The 17056-nt window shown below is 64.7% G+C and carries 16 protein-coding genes and 2 tRNA genes; 10 read left to right on the forward strand and 8 right to left on the reverse strand.

Translation table 11 applies throughout. The features are described from left to right. Positions 1-49: 49 nt before the first annotated feature. From B0G73_RS24275 to pncB, 5 genes are all read right to left on the reverse strand, one after another. Positions 50-1498 carry a DNA recombination protein RmuC gene (locus B0G73_RS24275; protein WP_106283777.1) on the reverse strand — a complete coding sequence of 483 codons (1449 nt, stop codon included), beginning with the start codon at positions 1496-1498 and terminating at the stop codon, positions 50-52. Beyond that, positions 1495-2484, reverse strand: a complete 990-nt coding sequence (locus B0G73_RS24280) for a D-glycerate dehydrogenase (protein WP_106283778.1) — start codon at positions 2482-2484, stop codon at positions 1495-1497. The genes B0G73_RS24275 and B0G73_RS24280 overlap by 4 nt, the downstream gene beginning before the upstream one ends. Positions 2485-2526: 42 nt before the next feature. After that, complete coding sequence (locus B0G73_RS24285; RefSeq protein ID WP_106283779.1) at positions 2527-3957, reverse strand: sodium:proton antiporter; 1431 nt, start codon at positions 3955-3957, stop codon at positions 2527-2529. 74 nt (positions 3958-4031) lie between these two features. Further along, entirely contained in the window at positions 4032-4694 is a 663-nt protein-coding gene (locus B0G73_RS24290) for a lactate utilization protein C (protein ID WP_106283780.1), read from the reverse strand. A 141-nt stretch (positions 4695-4835) separates the two neighbouring features. Further along, positions 4836-6032: a nicotinate phosphoribosyltransferase gene (pncB, locus tag B0G73_RS24295; protein WP_106283781.1), complete on the reverse strand. Its 1197-nt coding sequence runs from the start codon at positions 6030-6032 to the stop codon at positions 4836-4838. 299 nt (positions 6033-6331) lie between these two features. Between pncB and fdxA the strand changes: the two genes are divergently transcribed. The 8 genes from fdxA (at position 6332) to B0G73_RS24335 (ending at position 11099) form a co-directional block, all read left to right on the forward strand. Beyond that, the gene (gene fdxA, locus B0G73_RS24300; protein ID WP_064268471.1) at positions 6332-6655 is read left to right on the forward strand and encodes a ferredoxin FdxA; all 324 of its coding nucleotides are present in this window, start codon (positions 6332-6334) and stop codon (positions 6653-6655) included. Between the two features lie 117 nt (positions 6656-6772). Then, positions 6773-6848, forward strand: a tRNA-Asn gene (locus tag B0G73_RS24305). Positions 6849-6910: 62 nt separating this feature from the next. Next, positions 6911-6986, forward strand: a tRNA-Asn gene (locus B0G73_RS24310). Positions 6987-7174: 188 nt separating this feature from the next. Continuing rightward, positions 7175-7651, forward strand: coding sequence for a CreA family protein (locus tag B0G73_RS24315; protein WP_106283838.1), 477 nt, complete (start codon positions 7175-7177; stop codon positions 7649-7651). 98 nt (positions 7652-7749) lie between these two features. After that, the gene (locus tag B0G73_RS24320; RefSeq protein WP_106283782.1) at positions 7750-8580 is read left to right on the forward strand and encodes an AraC family transcriptional regulator; all 831 of its coding nucleotides are present in this window, start codon (positions 7750-7752) and stop codon (positions 8578-8580) included. A gap of 373 nt (positions 8581-8953) precedes the next feature. Further along, positions 8954-9715 (forward strand): AzlC family ABC transporter permease, encoded by a 762-nt coding sequence (locus B0G73_RS24325; protein WP_106283839.1) that lies wholly within the window; start codon positions 8954-8956, stop codon positions 9713-9715. Then, positions 9712-10035 (forward strand): AzlD domain-containing protein, encoded by a 324-nt coding sequence (locus B0G73_RS24330; RefSeq protein ID WP_106283783.1) that lies wholly within the window; start codon positions 9712-9714, stop codon positions 10033-10035. Before B0G73_RS24325 ends, B0G73_RS24330 begins: the two co-directional genes overlap by 4 nt. 284 nt (positions 10036-10319) lie before the next feature. Further along, complete coding sequence (locus B0G73_RS24335) at positions 10320-11099, forward strand: DUF4088 family protein (protein WP_106283784.1); 780 nt, start codon at positions 10320-10322, stop codon at positions 11097-11099. A gap of 89 nt (positions 11100-11188) precedes the next feature. Here B0G73_RS24335 and B0G73_RS24340 read toward each other — a convergent pair whose 3' ends face one another. The 3 genes from B0G73_RS24340 to B0G73_RS24350 all read right to left on the reverse strand — a co-directional run bounded on the left by B0G73_RS24340 (position 11189) and on the right by B0G73_RS24350 (position 14391). Further along, positions 11189-13342, reverse strand: a complete 2154-nt coding sequence (locus B0G73_RS24340; protein WP_106283785.1) for an ATP-dependent helicase — start codon at positions 13340-13342, stop codon at positions 11189-11191. A gap of 236 nt (positions 13343-13578) precedes the next feature. Next, positions 13579-13842: a hypothetical protein gene (locus tag B0G73_RS24345; protein WP_106283786.1), complete on the reverse strand. Its 264-nt coding sequence runs from the start codon at positions 13840-13842 to the stop codon at positions 13579-13581. Positions 13843-13944: 102 nt separating this feature from the next. After that, positions 13945-14391 carry a hypothetical protein gene (locus tag B0G73_RS24350; RefSeq protein ID WP_106283787.1) on the reverse strand — a complete coding sequence of 149 codons (447 nt, stop codon included), beginning with the start codon at positions 14389-14391 and terminating at the stop codon, positions 13945-13947. A 316-nt stretch (positions 14392-14707) separates the two neighbouring features. Between B0G73_RS24350 and B0G73_RS24355 the strand changes: the two genes are divergently transcribed. Both B0G73_RS24355 and B0G73_RS24360 read left to right on the forward strand, forming a co-directional pair. Then, the gene (locus B0G73_RS24355; protein WP_011489423.1) at positions 14708-14926 is read left to right on the forward strand and encodes an RNA-binding S4 domain-containing protein; all 219 of its coding nucleotides are present in this window, start codon (positions 14708-14710) and stop codon (positions 14924-14926) included. Positions 14927-15214: 288 nt separating this feature from the next. Further along, entirely contained in the window at positions 15215-16627 is a 1413-nt protein-coding gene (locus tag B0G73_RS24360) for an MATE family efflux transporter (RefSeq protein ID WP_106283788.1), read from the forward strand. Positions 16628-17056: the final 429 nt, after the last annotated feature.

Genomic DNA, 17056 nt, shown 5'->3' on the forward strand with positions numbered 1-17056 from the left:
AGCCAGTTTGCCGCGCCGCCGCGACTAGCCCACCGCTAGCAGCATTCCGTCACTGCTCGTCGGGATCCACGCCCGACAGCGCATCGCCGAGCAACCCACTCGCCTCTTCACCCGGCAACGCCTCGACGTCGCGCAATCGGCGGCTCATGACGCGCGTGCGTGTTTCCGCCGCTTCAATGGAGCGCGTCACCGTCTCCAGTTGCGCCTTCGTTTTGGCCAGCACGTCGCCGAATTTGCCGAACTCCGTTTTCACCGCGCCGAGCACCTGCCATACCTCGCTCGATCGCTTTTCGATCGCGAGCGTGCGGAAACCCATCTGCAAACTATTGAGCAAGGCGGTCAGCGTAGTCGGCCCCGCAATCGTCACGCGATAGTCGCGTTGCAACAGGTCCGTCAAGCCTGGCCGGCGCAACACTTCCGCATATAACCCTTCGGTCGGCAGAAACAGCAGCGCGAAGTCGGTGGTGTGCGGCGGCGACACGTACTTCTCCGCGATCATGCGCGCCTCGGCACGAATCCGCGCTTCGAGCGCACGCGACGCGTCCTCCACCGCGACCGGATCGGCGCGCTCCTGCGCTTCGATCAGACGCTCGTAGTCTTCACGCGGAAATTTGGCATCGATGGGCAGCCACACAGGTGTCGCCGCAGCGCCCTGCTCCGCGCGTCCCGGCAGCTTGATCGCGAACTCGACGCGCTCCGCGCTTCTCGGCACCGTCGCAATGTTCTTCGCGTACTGGTCGGCGGTGAGCAGTTGCTCGAGCAGCGCTTCGAGCTGCACTTCACCCCACGTGCCGCGCGTCTTCACATTCGTGAGAACCTTTTTCAGATCGCCGACGCCGGCGGCCAGCGTCTGCATCTCGCCCAGTCCGCGGTGCACCTGTTCGAGCCGGTCCGACACCAGCTTGAACGACTCGCCCAAACGCTGTTCAAGCGTAGCGTGCAATTTTTCGTCGACGGTGCGGCGCATTTCGTCGAGCTTGAGCGAGTTGTTCGCCTCGATATCCTTCAACCGCTGCTCGATGGTCGCGCGCACCTCGGCGAAGCGGCGGTCGTTCGCCTCGGTGAGTTGCCCCAACTGCAGGCTCAGCGTATCGCCGAACTGCTTGAGCGAGCGGCCCTGTTCGTCGCGCGCCTGCTGGGCCTGCGCCTGCAGACTGTGGCGCACGGCGTCGAGCTGCTGGGCGAAACCGTCGATCTTGCCGCCCTGCACCGTCGTCATGCTGCTGAACTGCGCGGCCAGCGTCTGCTGAAAATGCGCGAAGCCGCTGCTCTGTTCGGTACGCGACACGCGCGCCGTCTCGGTGATGTCGTTGCGCAGTTGCCGCTCAAGCCGCTCGTAGGCGTGCGCTTGCGCGTCGGCCGTGGCGTCCATGCGTTCGTTGAGCAACTCGAACTGCTCGTTGTCCTCCGCCCGGCCATGAGCACGCATCAGCAAAACCAGAGCGATAACCAACGCGACCGCCAGCACGGCAACGGCCGCCACCAGATACATTGTCATGAACGCGCCTTGCCGATGACCTCGGGGTTGACCGGATTCGGCGGCCGCCCCGCGCGCGGACCTTCGCCCAGGCCTGCGATCAGGTTGTCAGCGGCGAGATTCGCCATGGCGCGGCGCGTGGCTTCAGTGGCGCTGGCAATGTGCGGCGTGAGCACGACATTCGGCACGCTGAGCAGATCCTGATTCAGATTCGGCTCACCTTCGAACACATCGAGACCGGCGGCGGCAATCTGCTTCGAGCGCAACGCTTCGACGAGCGCCGCGTCGTCGACGATACCGCCGCGCGCGATATTGGTGAGCGTCGCGCTCGGCTTCATCAGCGCGAGTTCTGCCGCGCCGATCGTGTGATGGTTCTCCTTCATGTACGGCAGCACGAGCACGACGTGATCGGCACGCCGCAACAGATCCTGCTTCGATGCGTACTCCGCGTTCAGCTCGGCCTCGATCTCCGGCGCCACGCGCGAACGGTTGTGATAAATCACCTGCATGTTGAAACCCTTGGCACGACGCGCAAGCGCCTGGCCGATACGGCCCATGCCGATCACGCCGAGCGTCGAGCCGTGCAGATCGCTGCCGAGGAACGCGTCGTACGCCCATTTCTGCCACTGGCCCGCGCGCAGCCAGTGCTCCGATTCGGTGATGCGGCGAGCCGCCGCCATCATCAGCGCCCAGCCGAAGTCCGCGGTCGATTCGTTGAGCACGTCCGGCGTATTGGTGCCGAGCACGTTGGCCGCGTTGAAGGCTGCCATGTCGAAGTTGTTGTAGCCCACCGCCATATTCGACACCACGCGCAGACGCGGCGCCGCGGCGAGTTCGGCGGCGCCGACCGGGTCGCCCGCGGTCAGCGCGCCGTCTTTATCCGCGAGACGACGTTTCAGTTCGTCGGCGGGCAACACGTCGCCCTGATTCCAGTCGACGTCGAAATACTGTTTGAGCCGTTCGATCACATCGGGAAAAATCGGGCGGGCGACGAGGATCTTCTGCATTGCAATTCTCCGTAAAACGCGTCGAGTTCGATTGCCTCGGCGTCAAAAAAAGAGCCAGCCGGTGACGAGGAAAAGCGGCAGCAACACGGCGGCTGACCAGCCCATATACGCGAAAAAACCCGGCATGCGAACGCCGCGCGATTCCGCGATGGCCTTCACCATGAAGTTCGGCGCATTGCCGATATACGTGTTCGCGCCCATGAACACCGCGCCCGCCGAGATCGCCGCGAGCGTGGTGGCGCCGGTGGTCATGAGCGTCTGCGCGTCGCCGCCGGCCAGGTTGAAGAACACGAGGTAAGTCGGCGCGTTGTCGAGAAACGAAGATAGCAGGCCGGTCGCCCAGAAGTACATCAGATCGTGCGGCTGGCCCGAGGCGTCTTTGACCAGATGAACGATGCCGGCGAACGCGCCCGCCTCGCCGGCGCGCAGAATCGTGATGACCGGCGCGATCGTCACGAAGATGCCGGCGAACAGTTTGGCCACTTCTTCGATCGGCGCCCAGTTGAAGTCGTTGCCCGCGCGAGCCGCGCGCGGCGTGAGCGCCAGCGAGAGCAGAGTGACGACGATCAGTGCGGCATCGCGCACGGCACTCTGCAAAGCCACCTGCGTGCCGAACACGTCGAACTCCACGTCCGGTTTCCACAGCCCGCTCATCAGCACGAGCGCGATCACCACGGCCAGCAACACGAAATTGATTTTGCCGTCGATGCCGAGTGGCGGCGTGTCGGGTGTCGGATCGAGAAAGAGGGAACGCTCTTCCTCGCGCCGATGAAAGTAATACGAGTCCAGCGCATAGAACGCGATCAGCAGCACACCGCAGACGAACAGCATCGGCAGCGCGAGATGCATGGTGGTCCAGAAGAAACTCACGCCCTGCAGAAAGCCGAGAAAGAGCGGCGGGTCACCCAGCGGCGAAAGCGACCCTCCCGCGTTGGCCACGAGGAAGATAAAAAACACGACCACGTGAACGACGTGCTTGCGATTGTCGTTGGCGCGCAGCAGCGGGCGAATCAGCAGCATCGCCGCGCCCGTCGTGCCCATGATGCTGGCGAGCAAGGTGCCGAGCGCGAGGATCGCCGCGTTCAGGCGCGGCGTGCCATGCAGATTGCCGCGTACGCAGACGCCGCCCGCCACGGTATAGAGCGCCGTCAGCAACACGATGAACGGTATGTATTCTTCGAGCAGCGCATGCACGAGCGTGCCGAATGCGACGCTGCTACCGTAGTTGACAGCGAACGGCACGAGAAACACAAGCGCCCACGCCGCCGCAATCTTGCCGAAATGGTGATGCCAGAACGCCGGCGCGATCAAGGGAAAGACCGTGATCGACAGCAGCACGCCCGCGAACGGCAGCCCCCACAGCGCCGACAAAGTCGCGCCGTCGAGCGTTGCGGCAGATGCCAACTGCGGCCACCCAGCCAGCGTCAATGCAGCCGCGAACCCCATGCCCGTCCAGGCGGCACGTTGTTTCATAGATTTGAAGTCCTTGTTATTGCTTAAGGCCGCACAGCGGAGCATGCGTCCTGATGCACGGGCGCGTTTGCTGCTCAGGCGCCCTGCACTACGATCACGTGCACCCGGTACGGCCCATGCGCGCCGAGCACGATGGTCTGTTCGATATCGCCGGTACGCGAAGGCCCGGAGACGAAGTTGACCGCACGCGGCAGTTCGCCACGTTCCTTGCGGATCAGTGCAAACGCCTCTTCGTGACCTGAGACGATGCGCGAAGCCGGCACGATCGCAATGTGCGTTTCTGGCAGCAGACCGGCCGAGGCATAAGTTTCCGGCCCCGACAGCAGCACCAGCGTGCCGGTCTCGGCGGTCGCACAGAAGCAGCCGGTGAGACCGACCACGTCGCCGTCTTGCGGCTTGCGAAACTCGACGGTGAGGCCGGCTTCGGCCCAATGCAGATCTCGCAGCGTTTGCCAGGCGATGGCCTGCAGCGGCAACGCATGCTGCGCGAGATAGCGGTGCGCCGCGGCCGGCACGTCGCTCAGTGCTTCAACCGAGTCCACCGTGGTCGCCATTTTTTGCGCTTCTTCGACGAAGCGTGCAACGAGGTCGGCAGGCATGTCCGGGCGCGGGCCGGCAGGATGACGCGCGAGATAGTCCGCCGCAGCCTCGCGCTCGGAAGCGGACGGCTCGGGCTCACGCCCTTGCGCCGCGCGGATGCGCGCCAGGATGTTGCGGCGTGCAATCGATGTGTCCATGTGCGAAATCCTCGTGTCGACAGCCGTGCGATATGGCGAGAATTATACCGGCCGCCCTGCGCGCGAACACCCTGGCCGAACGGTCTATTGCCACGCATCGCACGCGCGGCATAAGCTACCGGCAGCTAGCGATGAACCGCGTCACTTCGCCGCTTCTTCCTCGGGCTGCGCAATGCCGAACACCTGGCGCAGGTAAGCGAGGTAAGCCTTGTCGTCGCACATGTTCTTGCCCGGCGAGTCCGACAGCTTCGCCACCGGCTGACCGTTGCAGCGAACCATCTTGATGACGATCTGCAGCGGGTTGTAGCCGAGGTCGTTGGTCAGATTCGTGCCCACGCCGAAGGCCAGCTTGCAGCGACCGCGGAAGCGCTCGTAGAGTTGCAGGACTTTGGGAATGTCGAGCGCGTCGGAGAACACGAGGATCTTGGTGCGCGGGTCGCAGCGGTTCGCTTCGTAGTGCTTGAGCAGGCGTTCGCCCCAATCGAACGGATCGCCGGAATCGTGGCGCGCGCCGTCGAACAGCTTGCAGAAGTACATGTCGAAGTCGCGCAGGAACGCCTCCATGCCGTACACGTCGGAGAGCGCGATGCCCAGGTCGCCGCGGTATTCCTTGGCCCACATTTCGAAGCCGAAGATCTGCGAGTCGCGCAGCCGCGGGCCGAGCGCCTGGCACGCCTGCAGGTATTCGTGCGCCATCGTGCCGAGCGGCGTGAGGCTGTGCTTCATTGCGTAGAACACGTTGCTGGTGCCGGCGAACTGCTCGCCGAGGCCTTCCTTGAGCTTGAGGATCACTTCCTCGTGCCATTGCTTCGAGAAGCGGCGCCGTGTGCCGTAGTCGGCGATCTTGCAGTCGGCGAATTCCGGACGCGCGCCGAGCAGTTGAATCTTGTCGACGAGGCGCCCGCGCCCTTCGCTGTAGTCCGGCATTTGCTGGGTGTTGCGGAAGTAGACTTCGTTGACGATCGCGAGCATCGGAATCTCGAACAGGATCGTGTGCAGCCACGGCCCCTTGATCTCGATATCGATTTCGCCATTGCCTTTCGGCGACGCTTCGATCGAAATGTATTTTTCGTTCAGATGGAACAGCGCGAGAAACTCGATGAAGTCGCCCTTGATGAAGCGCATGCGCCGCAGGTAGTCGAGCTCGTCGTCAGTGAAGCGCAGCTGGCAGAGCTTGCGCACTTCGTCGCGAATTTCGCCGATGTACGGCACGAGATCGACATTCGGCGTACGGCAGCGGAAGCGATACTCCACATTCGCCGCGGGAAAGTGATGCAACACCACTTGCATCATCGTGAACTTGTACAGATCGGTGTCGAGCAGCGAAGTAATAATCATGATGGTGCGAACTGGACTGCGGAAAACGGAAGGCCTGCCACGAAAGCCGACTCACCCATGCGCGACGGCACGCCCCGTGCGTACCGACCTGACGCATGTTACCCGAATGCGTCGGCATTCAGCGCGCCGCCAGACGCTCGCGCCGGGCGCTCAAGGGAGCCATGCGGCGCACGCCATAAACTAATCACGAAAACGTATAAACGGTGTCGCGCGATGCCGCATGCGCCTCTTGACGTTACGATACAATAGCGCTTTTGGCGTTTCCGCCTCCCCAGATACCGCATGCAGGAGCTGCCTGAATGACTCACGTTGTGACCGAAAGCTGCATCAAGTGCCGCTATACCGACTGTGTCGATGTGTGCCCGGTGGACTGCTTTCGCGAAGGTCCCAACTTCCTCGCGATCGACCCCGATGAATGCATCGACTGCGCCGTGTGCGTGGCCGAGTGCCCGGTGAACGCCATTTATGCCGAAGAAGACGTGCCGGGCGACCAGCAGAACTTCATCGAACTGAATGCCGATCTCGCGAAGAACTGGCCGAGCATCACCAAGACCAAGGCACCGCTGCCGGAAGCGGACGAGTTCAAGGACGTGAAGGAAAAGCTCGAGCTGCTCGTACGCTGAGCCTTGCTGCCTGTGGCGTGCATCGCCGGATTCGAATGAAATCGAGATGAACACAAGGTATTGACAGGCGCTTAAGCTGCTCCTACAATTTCGTTTCTCTGCTGTTTGTTGTTCTGTTCCTCGATAGCTCAGTCGGTAGAGCGCCGGACTGTTAATCCGTAGGTCCCTGGTTCGAGCCCAGGTCGAGGAGCCAAGAATTGCAAAAGCCCGTTAACCAAGACGGGCTTTTTTATGTAGGTCAAGTCGTACTGCTGTTCCTCGATAGCTCAGTCGGTAGAGCGCCGGACTGTTAATCCGTAGGTCCCTGGTTCGAGCCCAGGTCGAGGAGCCAAAAAATTTGGAAGGCCCGCATTCGTGCGGGCCTTTTTCTTTTTGCGCGCCGCACGCCGCCGAACCGCATCACCTGCCCTGGTCGATGCCATGCCCGCGTCGCCCGTGACCGCCGGCCGTTATACGATGGCAATCCCGGCGCACGCCCCGCGCCCAACCCAGGCGCTCAATTTCCGGCAAGCACATCCCATGAAAATCACTTTGTTGCGCATCTCGTTCGTGGCGGCCGCCGCCCTCCTGCTGCCTTCGGCGCACGGCGAAGAAGTCGGCAGCGTCAATACCAATTTCCGCGTCACGGGCTCCGACCGCGTGGTTGTCGAGGCCTATGACGATCCAGCGGTTCAGGGTGTGACCTGCTACGTGTCGCGGGCGCGTACCGGCGGCGTCAAGGGTACGCTCGGCATCGCCGAAGATCCCACCGAGGCGTCGATCGCCTGTCGCCAGGTCGGCGAGATTCACTTCACGGGCCCGGTGAAGAAACAGGCCGACGTGTTCTCTGTGAGCATGTCGTTCATCTTCAAGTCGCTGCATGTGGTACGGGTGGTCGACGCAAAGCGCAACTCGCTGGTGTATCTCACCTACAGCGACCGGGTGGTCAGCGGCAGCGCGAAGAACAGCGTGAGCGCCGTGCCGATGCCGGCCGGAACAACGATCCCGGTCAAGTGAACGCCGCCCTACGGCAAAACGCAGTCGGCCGACACGTCGGCGCGTGACGCGGCAGGGTCGCGACGCGCTACACTGACCGGCCCAGCTGGAATTTCATCGTGACATCCGCCCATCGTTTCCAGGATTCCGCCCGCTACTGGCGCACGCCGCTTCTACCCGGCGCGGACCTGCTCACGGCCGAATATCACGATCACGAGTTCACGCCGCATTGGCACGATGCGTACACCATTCCGGTGATCGTGGCGGGCGCCGAGGGGTATCGGTATCTCGGCTCCGACTATGTCGCCGAAGCCGGCAGCGTACCGATCATCAACCCCGGCGAGTTGCACACCGGCTCGAAGGCGGTCGAGGCGGGTTGGCGGTATCGCGTGATGTATGCGCCGGTGGATTTCATCCACGCTCTTGCCAATGAGGTCAGCGGCAAGCCTCAGGCGTTGCCGTGGTTTGCGCCGGGCGTGATCCGCGATCCGGATCTGGCCGCGCGGCTGGCGCATGCGCATCGTCTGCTGGAGGCGGGCGACGACGCGCTCGCCGCCGAAGCCGCCATGCTCGACGCCTTGTCCACGCTGCTGGTGCGTTACGCGCAAACCCAACCGGCGCGTTCGCGCCTCCCCGCCGACGACGCTCGCGTGACACTCATGCAGGAGCGCCTGACAGGCGACCTCGTCGAGCCCGTCACGCTCGCTGAAATCGCGCAGGTAGCAGGACTCTCGCCATTTCACGCGGCGCGTCTTTTCGCCCAGACGACCGGCCTGCCGCCCCACGCGTGGCGCAATCAGGTGCGCTTGCAGCGCGCGCTCGCGCCACTGCGCGCGGGAGTTTCTGTCACGGAGGTCGCCGCCGCCAGTGGTTTCACGGACCAGAGCCACTTCACGCGGCACTTCCGGCGCATGTTCGGCGTGCCGCCCGGGCGCTGGCAGGGCGTCTGACGCGGCGCGGGTGCGTGGGTTGCCGGCGAGCTGCGTGTCCTGCTGCCTCAAGCAGTCCAGCCGCACCGCAAGACGCAAGACACAAGTACGTACTCTTGCCCACGGCCTGCCTGCCCGGCTGCCTCGACCACCCCATGTGCTCGCCAGTACGCGAACGGTTGCCGCCTACGCACTGCGGCCTGACCAATCCAACCGCCAGACACGATGCCAGCGCCTAAATTACTGGCGACCGGCGTGCCATCTTATTTGCTCATTCCGGCGGCATGACATGGCCTGGCGCGCGCGCCGCCGCATCGAACCCTTGCCCATCCGCAAGAACGTACAAGCCCCGTCCAGCCACCGCCGCTATGCTTCCCGAATCAAGGAGGCCAGATTGACCCATCCCACCGCAGGCCGGCCCACAAAGCCAGGCCACTTCAAAGAGTTCACCGCCAGCGCGCGCGACATCATCCCGATGATGGTCGGCGCGGCGCCTTTCGGCGTCATTTTCGGCACGCTCGTCGCATCCGGCCCGCTGCATCTTTGGCATGGCCAGTTGATGTCGCTCGTCGTGTTCGCCGGCTCCGCGCAGTTCATCGCGCTTGGCCTGATTGCCGGACATGCGAGTTTTGCCGTCATCTGGGCGACCACGCTCGTCGTCAATCTGCGCCATGTGCTGTACAGCGCCACGCTCGCGCCGCACGTCGCGCATCTGCCGGCACGCTGGCGCTGGGCGCTCGGCGCGCTGCTCACGGACGAAGTCTTCGCCGTCGCGTGGGAACACTACCGGCATCGGGAGCCCGGCACGGTCGGCCCGCACTACTTCTTCGGCGCCGGCTTGGCCATGTATCTGAACTGGCAGCTCTGGACCGTCGGCGGCCTGCTGTTCGGCGCGGCTTTCCCGGGCCTGCAATCGCTCGGACTCGATTTCGCCATGGTCGCCACGTTCATCGCGATCGTCGTGCCGCAACTCGTCGCGCTGCGCTATATCGCGGCGGCCGTCACCTCGGGCATGCTGGCCTTCTTCTGGCAGGCGTGGCCGTACAAGCTCGGTTTGCTTGGCGCGGTGTTCGCGGGCGTGGCGATCGGCGTCCTGCTGTCGACGTCGCGGCCCAACCTGCGCGGCAACGGCAAAACCGCGGAGGCCTCGCGATGAACTACGTCGTCCTGATTCTCGGCATGGCGGCGATCACGTGGGTGATCCGCGCCGCCGTCTTCGTGCTCGGCGACCGGCTGGTATTTCCGCCGCTGGTGCGCACGGCGCTCGGCTTCGTGCCGGTCACCGTGCTGACCGCGATCATCGTGCCGATGGCGGTTGCGCCGCACGGCGGCGACGCCGAGCTGACCTGGCGTAATCCGCAACTGGTCGGCGCGTTGGCCGCGGTGCTCGTCAGCGCGTTGACGCGGCGGCCGCTGCTGACCATCGCCGTCGGGCTGACGGTCTTTTTTGTCTGGCAATGCGTCGTGCTGAAATAGACGCACGCCGCTTCCAAGGCAGCGACAGCGTCGGCCGGCGCACGCCATGCCCGCGCAAGCCAGGCGACGCTTCCCTCTAAAGCGGGCGCTCCCGCCCCGCGCTCCCTTAAGTTTCCCGCCGATCCGCCGTTATGCAGTCGAGGTCCGCTCGTCGGGATACGTCCCGCTGGTTGTGCGGCATCAGGCAGGAATCAAGCGCGCCGGCATCGAACGCCGCGTCTCCCAAGGCCCGCGCGGCCAGGCGGCGTGGCGAGGCCGCGCGGCAGGACCAAACGGGATAACACATGGGTCAAATCACCCTCACGCTCAAAGACGAGACCATCGCGACGCTGCGCAAGGATTTCGACGCTTTCCTGCGGGTATCGCTGAAGCTCGATCCGCAGTTCGCGACGCCGTCGTTTGAGGATTTTTTGCGCGCCAAGCTGCTCGACAACATGGTGCCGCTGACCGAACACGCGGTTCAGCGGATGTTGCAGGGCGGCCAGTACGCCTGGGCGAAACGCACACTGGACAAGGAGTTTCCGGATGTCGTCGCGATTCTGATGCGGCAGGCGGGCGAGTTCGGCTTCGGCTTCGCGGCCCGCTCGGAATGGACGCCGGAGGAACTCGCCAAGCAGTGCCGCGACTGGGCGGCGGCCATCGTCAAGGAAGCGGAAGGCGACGCCGTGCTGATCGACCCGCTCGCGGCGCAGATCAAGAGCGCGGCGCAGGACATTCAGGCGCTCGAGGAAGTCATGCAGACGCCGGCGTGGCGGCTGGTGGAATCGCTGCGCCAGCGCGTCTACGAGGCCAAGGTGGCGTGCGAAACGAGCGTGGGCAGCACCGCGCGCGAAAAGCTCGGCGAACTGCGCGGGCTGCTGCGGTTGGGTATTTCGCACGGCTCGTTCCAGAAGCAGGAAGCGCAGCAGATCATGGAGTTCCTGCGCCTGCTCAAGCCGGAAATCTTCGTGGAGGAGCCATACGACGTGTTTTCGCGAATGGCAGCCTGGCTGCGTAATTTCTTCGTGCCGCCGCGTCCGGCGCCGCAGCAACAGCAGCGGCAGCGGCAGTCGCAGCCGCGCTGAGGCTAAAGAGCCCAGGAAGCTACCGGTGAGTCGCCGGTAGCCGACGGCGGCGTCAGACGCGCGGCATTAAAGAGCGCGTCGTCGCGCTCTCAATCCCACATCTTCCTGAGTTTCGCGCCGATCTCGATCTTCGCCTGCGCCGCCGCGGCCAGCCCGGCCGCCGTGGGCGCGCTCGGAACCGGGACGCGCGGCCATGCGTAGGCATCGAACAATGGCATCAGATGCGCGGGAATGAAGCGCGTGCGCGAAGCCCACACGTGACGGTCGCCCATGTGCGTCTGGTTGTGCACGTAAAAGCGCTGCGGCACGACGATATGCAAGTCCTCTTTCGCGCGCGTCATCGCCACATACAGCAGACGGCGCTCCTCGTCGATTTCCTCCTCGCTGCCGGTGCCGAGATCGGACGGAATGCAGCCGTCCACGCCGTTCAGCACGAACACGTTGCGCCACTCTTGCCCTTTCGCCGAATGGATCGTGGATAGGATCAGATAATCCTCGTCGATCAGCGGCACGCCGGATTCGTCGCTGGTGGCGTCGGGCGGGTCAAGCGTCAACTCGGTCAGAAACCGTTCACGCGACGGATAAGTGCCCGCGATGCTCTCCATCTGCAACACGTCCGCGTGACGGATCGCCGCGTCCTCGTGATTGCGCTCGAGATGCGGCTCATACCAGCGGCGCACCATTTCGAACTCGGCGGGCCACGGTGTCTGGCGCCCGTACACGCTCGACATCAGCTTGACGAACGAATTCCAGTCTTCCTGCGCCCGAGCCGGCGCGGCGAAGGCGGCCAGCGCGCCGCCGGCGGTGTCGGCGGGGTTGCCGCTGCCCGCGCGCGCGACGACCTCGTCGAGCACTTTTGCCGCGGTAGCCGGTCCCACGCCCGGCAGTAACTGCACGACACGAAACCCGGCCACGCGATCACGCGGATTTTCCGCCCAACGCAGCACGGCAAGCACGTCTTTCACGTGCACCGAATCGAGAAACTTCAGCCCGCCGAACTTCACGAACGGAATGTTGCGCCGGGTCAGTTCGATCTCCAGCGCGGCGCTGTGGTGCGCGGCGCGGAACAGCACCGCTTGCGACTTGAGCTTCATGCCCTGCTCGCGCGCTTCCAGCACCTGCTCGACGATGTAGCGCGCCTGATCCGCCTCATCGGCGACGGTCACGAGACGCGGGCGCTGCGCGGAGGCCTTGTCGGTCCACAGATTCTTCGTGTAGCGCTCGCTAGCCAATTCGATCACCGCGTTCGACGCCGCCAGGATCGGCGCGCTCGAGCGGTAATTGCGCTCCAGCGTGACCTGTTTGGCGGGCGGATCGAAATGCGCGGGAAAATCGAGAATGTTGCGCACCGTCGCGCCGCGAAACGAATAGATCGACTGGGCGTCGTCGCCGACCACGGTCAGGCCGCGGCCGTCCGGTTTCAACGCGAGCAGGATCGACGCCTGCAGTCGATTGGTGTCCTGGTATTCGTCGACCAGCACGTGATCGAAGCGTCCCGACAGATCGGCGGCGATGGCCGGCTCGGCGGCCATGTGCGACCAGTAAAGCAGCAAATCGTCGTAGTCGAGCACGCTCTGCTTCTGCTTCGCTTCGACGTAAGACGCGAACAGCATGCGTAGATCGGCTTCCCATTCGCGGCACCATGGGAATGCCTTGTCCAGCACCTGGCCGAGCGACGCGCCGGTGTTCACGACGCGCGAGTAAATGGCAAAGCACGTGCCCTTGGCGGGGAAACGCCGCTCTTTCGCCGACAGGCCGAGTTCGTGGCGCACCAGGTTCATGAGATCGGCGGAATCCTCGCGGTCGTTGATCGTGAAGGCCGGCGCAAGACCGATCAGATCCGCGTATTCGCGCAACAACCGCGCGCCGACGCTATGGAAGGTACCCGACCACGTCAGCCCTTGCGCGAGCGCGGCTCGTGCACCGAGCGCGGCGCCGGCGATGCGCGTGACGCGCCGGGTCATTTCGAGCGCCGCCCGGCGCGAAAAGGTCAGCAGCAGGATGCGGCGCGGATCGGCGCCCTTTACCACCAGATTGGCGACCCGGTGCGCAAGCGTATTGGTCTTGCCAGAGCCGGCGCCGGCAATCACCAGCAGCGCGCCGGGCGGTGCGACGGGCGTGTCGGCGCCGTAGTCGACGGCTTCGCGCTGCGCGTCGTTGAGCTTCGCCAGCCAGGCGGCGGTGTCGGACGTCGGGGACGTCGGGGACGGCGAGGAAGGCGCGGGTTCGGCGACTGGGAGCACGATTGTTTTAGGCGTTGGATGGATTCAGAGCGGCGACGCATACTGTATATCCATACAACCCACGCCGACAAGCGACCCTTTTTTAGCCGGATGCGAGGTCTGCATTTCATGTGGGCCGCGCGGGCGAACACGAGCACAAAAAAATGGCCCGTCGCACGAGTGCACACGGGCCATTTTTCGCAGGCACGACATCGAGACGTCCGCGCGCCCCGCGTCGGCCGGAGGTGCGAAGTCTGCTATTGCTTCTTCGCGTCCTTGACGTTTGCGTCGGCGGCGGCCTTATCGGCGTCGGCCTGCGCATCGGTCTTCTTCTTATCGGCCTTGGCCTGCGCGACGGACGCTTTCTTGTCCGCCTTCGACTGTTCCTTGGCCGCCTTCTTGTCGGCGTGGGTGACCGGCGCCGCGGCCGGATCGCTAGCCTGCGCGAATGCAGCGGACGACAGGCAGCCCGCGATCAACGCGGCGACAAGCGTGGTCTTCGTGGAATTTGCGATGCTCATGCGATACCTCCGTTGAAACGAGATGCCCGGACTCAGCAGTCCGGTAACGCAGCGGCCATGGCGGCAAACCGCGCCGCCCCGCCGCCCGATTGAAACTCAGCCTCAATGCTTGACGTCGGCGCCGTCCGACTGGTCGCCCGTCTGGCCTTGCATGTTCATCTTCATTTCGTTGTTGGCGGTCTGTTTATCCGCCTTCTGATTGATCTTGGCGTCGCGCACCTGATCCTTGTACTGGAGCTTGGCGGCCTTCTGCTGATCCTTCAGCTCCGCCTTGGATGCCTTCTTCGACGCGCTATACTCGGCGTTAGCCTTCGCGTTGGCGTCGCGCTTCTGCACCAGCGGGTCGGTCGAGCCCGACGCCGTCAGACGCGTCGGCGCCGGCGTCACCGGCTGCACGCCCTGCGCGGCGGGCGCGGCGTCATTGACTTGCATCTGAACCTGCGGCTGGCCTTCCGCGCCCGCTGCCGGTTGCGCGGTCTGTGCAAACGCGGCTGTGGAAGCAAGGGCCGTGAAGGCGGTACCGATCAGAAGCGTACGAATCTGGGTCATGGCTAATCCTCTCTAAGGTTGTTGTGACGCGGGCGACCGGTCAGGCTCTGCGCATTTCAGCGCTCCTGAGCGCGGTCTGCGTGCCTCGCCCGGTCTGCTCGCTGCCAGATAAAAATCCAGCAGGCTTTCCCTACTGACCTGCACTTTACGAGTGGAGTTTGTGTTTTACGACCACCGTTACGGAACGTTTCACTTTCTGACAAACGCATAACATCTGCTTGCAGATGCTCACACGACGGCGGCGCACACCGCGAACTTCATCCAGGGCAAGCTTCTGGCTTATGATGCGAACCCTTTGCCTGAAGGTGCAAACGCCATGCCCAACCTAGATTTCACGCTCACCGGCGACTACGTCGAACTGCACAATCTCCTGAAGATAACGGGGCTGGCGGACAGCGGCGGCTCGGCAAAAATGATGGTGGCGGATGGTGCGGTCACCGTCGACGGTCGGGTCGAAACGCGTAAAACGTGCAAGATCCGCGCGGGTCAGGTCGTCCTGCTCGGCGACACGCGGATTGCGGTCCACGAGGCCTGATACACCGGCCAATCGGCGGAGCCAATACGCGGAGCTAAAACACGGGCCTGTCACCCCGCGCTCCGAAAACTCGGAGGTACGCACGCACCAAAATCGTGCCTCTTCCATCGACATCGCCGCGCCTAAGCAATAAGCTGTCAGTTTCAACAGACCAACAATCGGCTGACACACTGGCCGGCGGCTGCCTCGAGCGTTCGCCGAGGCTCATCGAGCCGCTGCCCTCGCCACCGCCCGCGCGCTCGTCGCGCCCGCCGTCGCGCTGTCGCCACTTCCGCCGCCAGGCGCTCCATGACTCAATCCGGCATCACCCGGGTGGCCGCCCGGCCGCCGACCCTGACCCGCCACGCCGCGGACACCGCGCGGCTCGCCGCGCCGCTCGCCATCGCGCAACTTTCGCAAATGGCGATGGGCGTCACCGACACGATCCTGCTCGGCTCGCTCGGCCCCGACGCGCTCGCGGCCGGCGGCCTCGGCGCGAATCTGTTTTTCGTGGTGGTCACGCTGCTGCAGGGCGTGTTGACCTCGGTCAGCGTGAGCGTGTCGCACGCACGCGGCGCCCAGGACGAAGGCCGCGTGCCGCACATCTACTGGACCGGCCTGGTGCTGTCGGTGCTGCTGTCGGTGCCGGCGTTCTTCCTGCTCTCGTTCGCCGCGCCGGTTCTGCTCGCTTTCGGCGAACCCGCGCTGCTTGCGCACAACGTCGGCGAATATGCGGCGGTGCTGCGCTGGGGCGCGCTCGGCAGCCTGATCGGCGTGGGCCTGATGCGTTCGTTCCTGCCGGCGATCGGCGCGGCGAAACGGCTCTTATGGGTGTCGCTGGCGAGCGTCGGCGTGAACGGTTTTCTCAATTACGGCCTGATCCACGGCGCCTATGGCCTGCCGCGGCTCGGCTTTCTCGGTTCGGCGGCCGCGACCTCGATCACCGTCTGGCTGAGCGCGCTCGTGTTGATGGCGCTGTTGCATTTGCGGCCGCGTTATCGTCATTTTGTCGTCGCCACCCGGCCGAACGTGCCGCTGATGGGCGAATTGTTCGGCATCGGCTGGCCGGTCGCGATCACCTACGGCGTCGAGTCGACGCTCTTTCTCGCCACCGGCCTGATGGTCGGACTGCTCGGCGAGTCGCAACTGGCCGCGCATCAGATCGCGCTGAATGTGGCCTCGGTGGCCTTCATGGTGCCGCTCGCGATCGGTCAGGCGGCCAACGTGCGCGTCGGCTTCTGGTCCGGGGCCGGCCAGCCGCTCGCCGCGCGCCACGCCGGTTTCGTCGCGCTCGCGCTCGGCGTCGCCTTCATGACGCTGTCGGGCCTCGTGCTGATCGCCGCGCCGCACTGGATCGTCGGCCTCTATCTGCATCTCGACGACCCGGCCAATGCGGCCACGGTCAAACTCGCGAGCTCGCTGCTCGGCGTGGCGGCAATCTTCCAGATTGTCGATGGCATGCAGACGGTCGGCTCCGGCTGTCTGCGCGGCTTGAAAGACACACGCGTGCCGATGATCGCGGCCGCCTTCGGCTACTGGGTGATCGGTTTTCCGACCGGCTACACGCTGGCGTTTCACTTCGGCCTCGGCGCGCGCGGGTTGTGGTGGGGGCTAGCGGCCGGCCTCGCCAGCGTCGCGCTGCTGATGACGCTGCGCTTCCACAAACTGAGCCTGCGGCGCGTGCCGGCAATGTCCGGCGGGTCGCCGGTCAAATCCGTTTGACGTTGGGTTAGAGGCGCCGTGTTGCCCGAGCCCGCCGGGTCGCCGATCAATCACGCGCGAAGTTACACCCACGGCGCCATCGGACAACGCGCGGCCCGTCGTCGGCCAAATCCACGTGAAGCCTAACCATCAACGCGGTACTGCCACGCTCGGCGCGCCGCCGCCCGCCCCCAGTGGAACGGTGCGCACCTGGTTGCGCGTGCAACCATAGACGCACGTGCAATGCGCCGCGAACGGTAAAATATCGCGTTCCGGCTGAGAGACGCGCACCCGCGCCTCACGCCAAAAACCCGCTCGCGCGCCTCAAAAAGGCCAGCGCCGCCCGAAGGCCCATCATCCGCCGACAAGGCTTGCCGAATTCACGCGGCAGACTCCCGCAAGCGCGCCACCGCCGGTGGCGCGCCGCTCGACCAACCCTGCTTCTCGCCA

This window comes from Paraburkholderia sp. BL25I1N1 (assembly GCF_003002025.1).
In the GTDB taxonomy this organism is placed as follows: Bacteria; Pseudomonadota; Gammaproteobacteria; order Burkholderiales; family Burkholderiaceae; genus Paraburkholderia.

Bases quoted from the DNA above. Each gene is read 5' to 3' on its own strand.
- B0G73_RS24275 (WP_106283777.1), bottom strand. From the start codon at position 1,498: ATGACAATGTATCTGGTGGCGGCCGTTGCCGTGCTGGCGGTCGCGTTG.
- B0G73_RS24280 (WP_106283778.1), bottom strand. From the start codon at position 2,484: ATGCAGAAGATCCTCGTCGCCCGCCCGATTTTTCCCGATGTGATCGAA.
- B0G73_RS24285 (WP_106283779.1), bottom strand. From the start codon at position 3,957: ATGAAACAACGTGCCGCCTGGACGGGCATGGGGTTCGCGGCTGCATTG.
- B0G73_RS24290 (WP_106283780.1), bottom strand. From the start codon at position 4,694: ATGGACACATCGATTGCACGCCGCAACATCCTGGCGCGCATCCGCGCG.
- pncB (WP_106283781.1), bottom strand. From the start codon at position 6,032: ATGATTATTACTTCGCTGCTCGACACCGATCTGTACAAGTTCACGATG.
- fdxA (WP_064268471.1), top strand. From the start codon at position 6,332: ATGACTCACGTTGTGACCGAAAGCTGCATCAAGTGCCGCTATACCGAC.
- B0G73_RS24315 (WP_106283838.1), top strand. From the start codon at position 7,175: ATGAAAATCACTTTGTTGCGCATCTCGTTCGTGGCGGCCGCCGCCCTC.
- B0G73_RS24330 (WP_106283783.1), top strand. From the start codon at position 9,712: ATGAACTACGTCGTCCTGATTCTCGGCATGGCGGCGATCACGTGGGTG.
- B0G73_RS24335 (WP_106283784.1), top strand. From the start codon at position 10,320: ATGGGTCAAATCACCCTCACGCTCAAAGACGAGACCATCGCGACGCTG.
- B0G73_RS24345 (WP_106283786.1), bottom strand. From the start codon at position 13,842: ATGAGCATCGCAAATTCCACGAAGACCACGCTTGTCGCCGCGTTGATC.
- B0G73_RS24350 (WP_106283787.1), bottom strand. From the start codon at position 14,391: ATGACCCAGATTCGTACGCTTCTGATCGGTACCGCCTTCACGGCCCTT.
- B0G73_RS24355 (WP_011489423.1), top strand. From the start codon at position 14,708: ATGCCCAACCTAGATTTCACGCTCACCGGCGACTACGTCGAACTGCAC.
- B0G73_RS24360 (WP_106283788.1), top strand. From the start codon at position 15,215: ATGACTCAATCCGGCATCACCCGGGTGGCCGCCCGGCCGCCGACCCTG.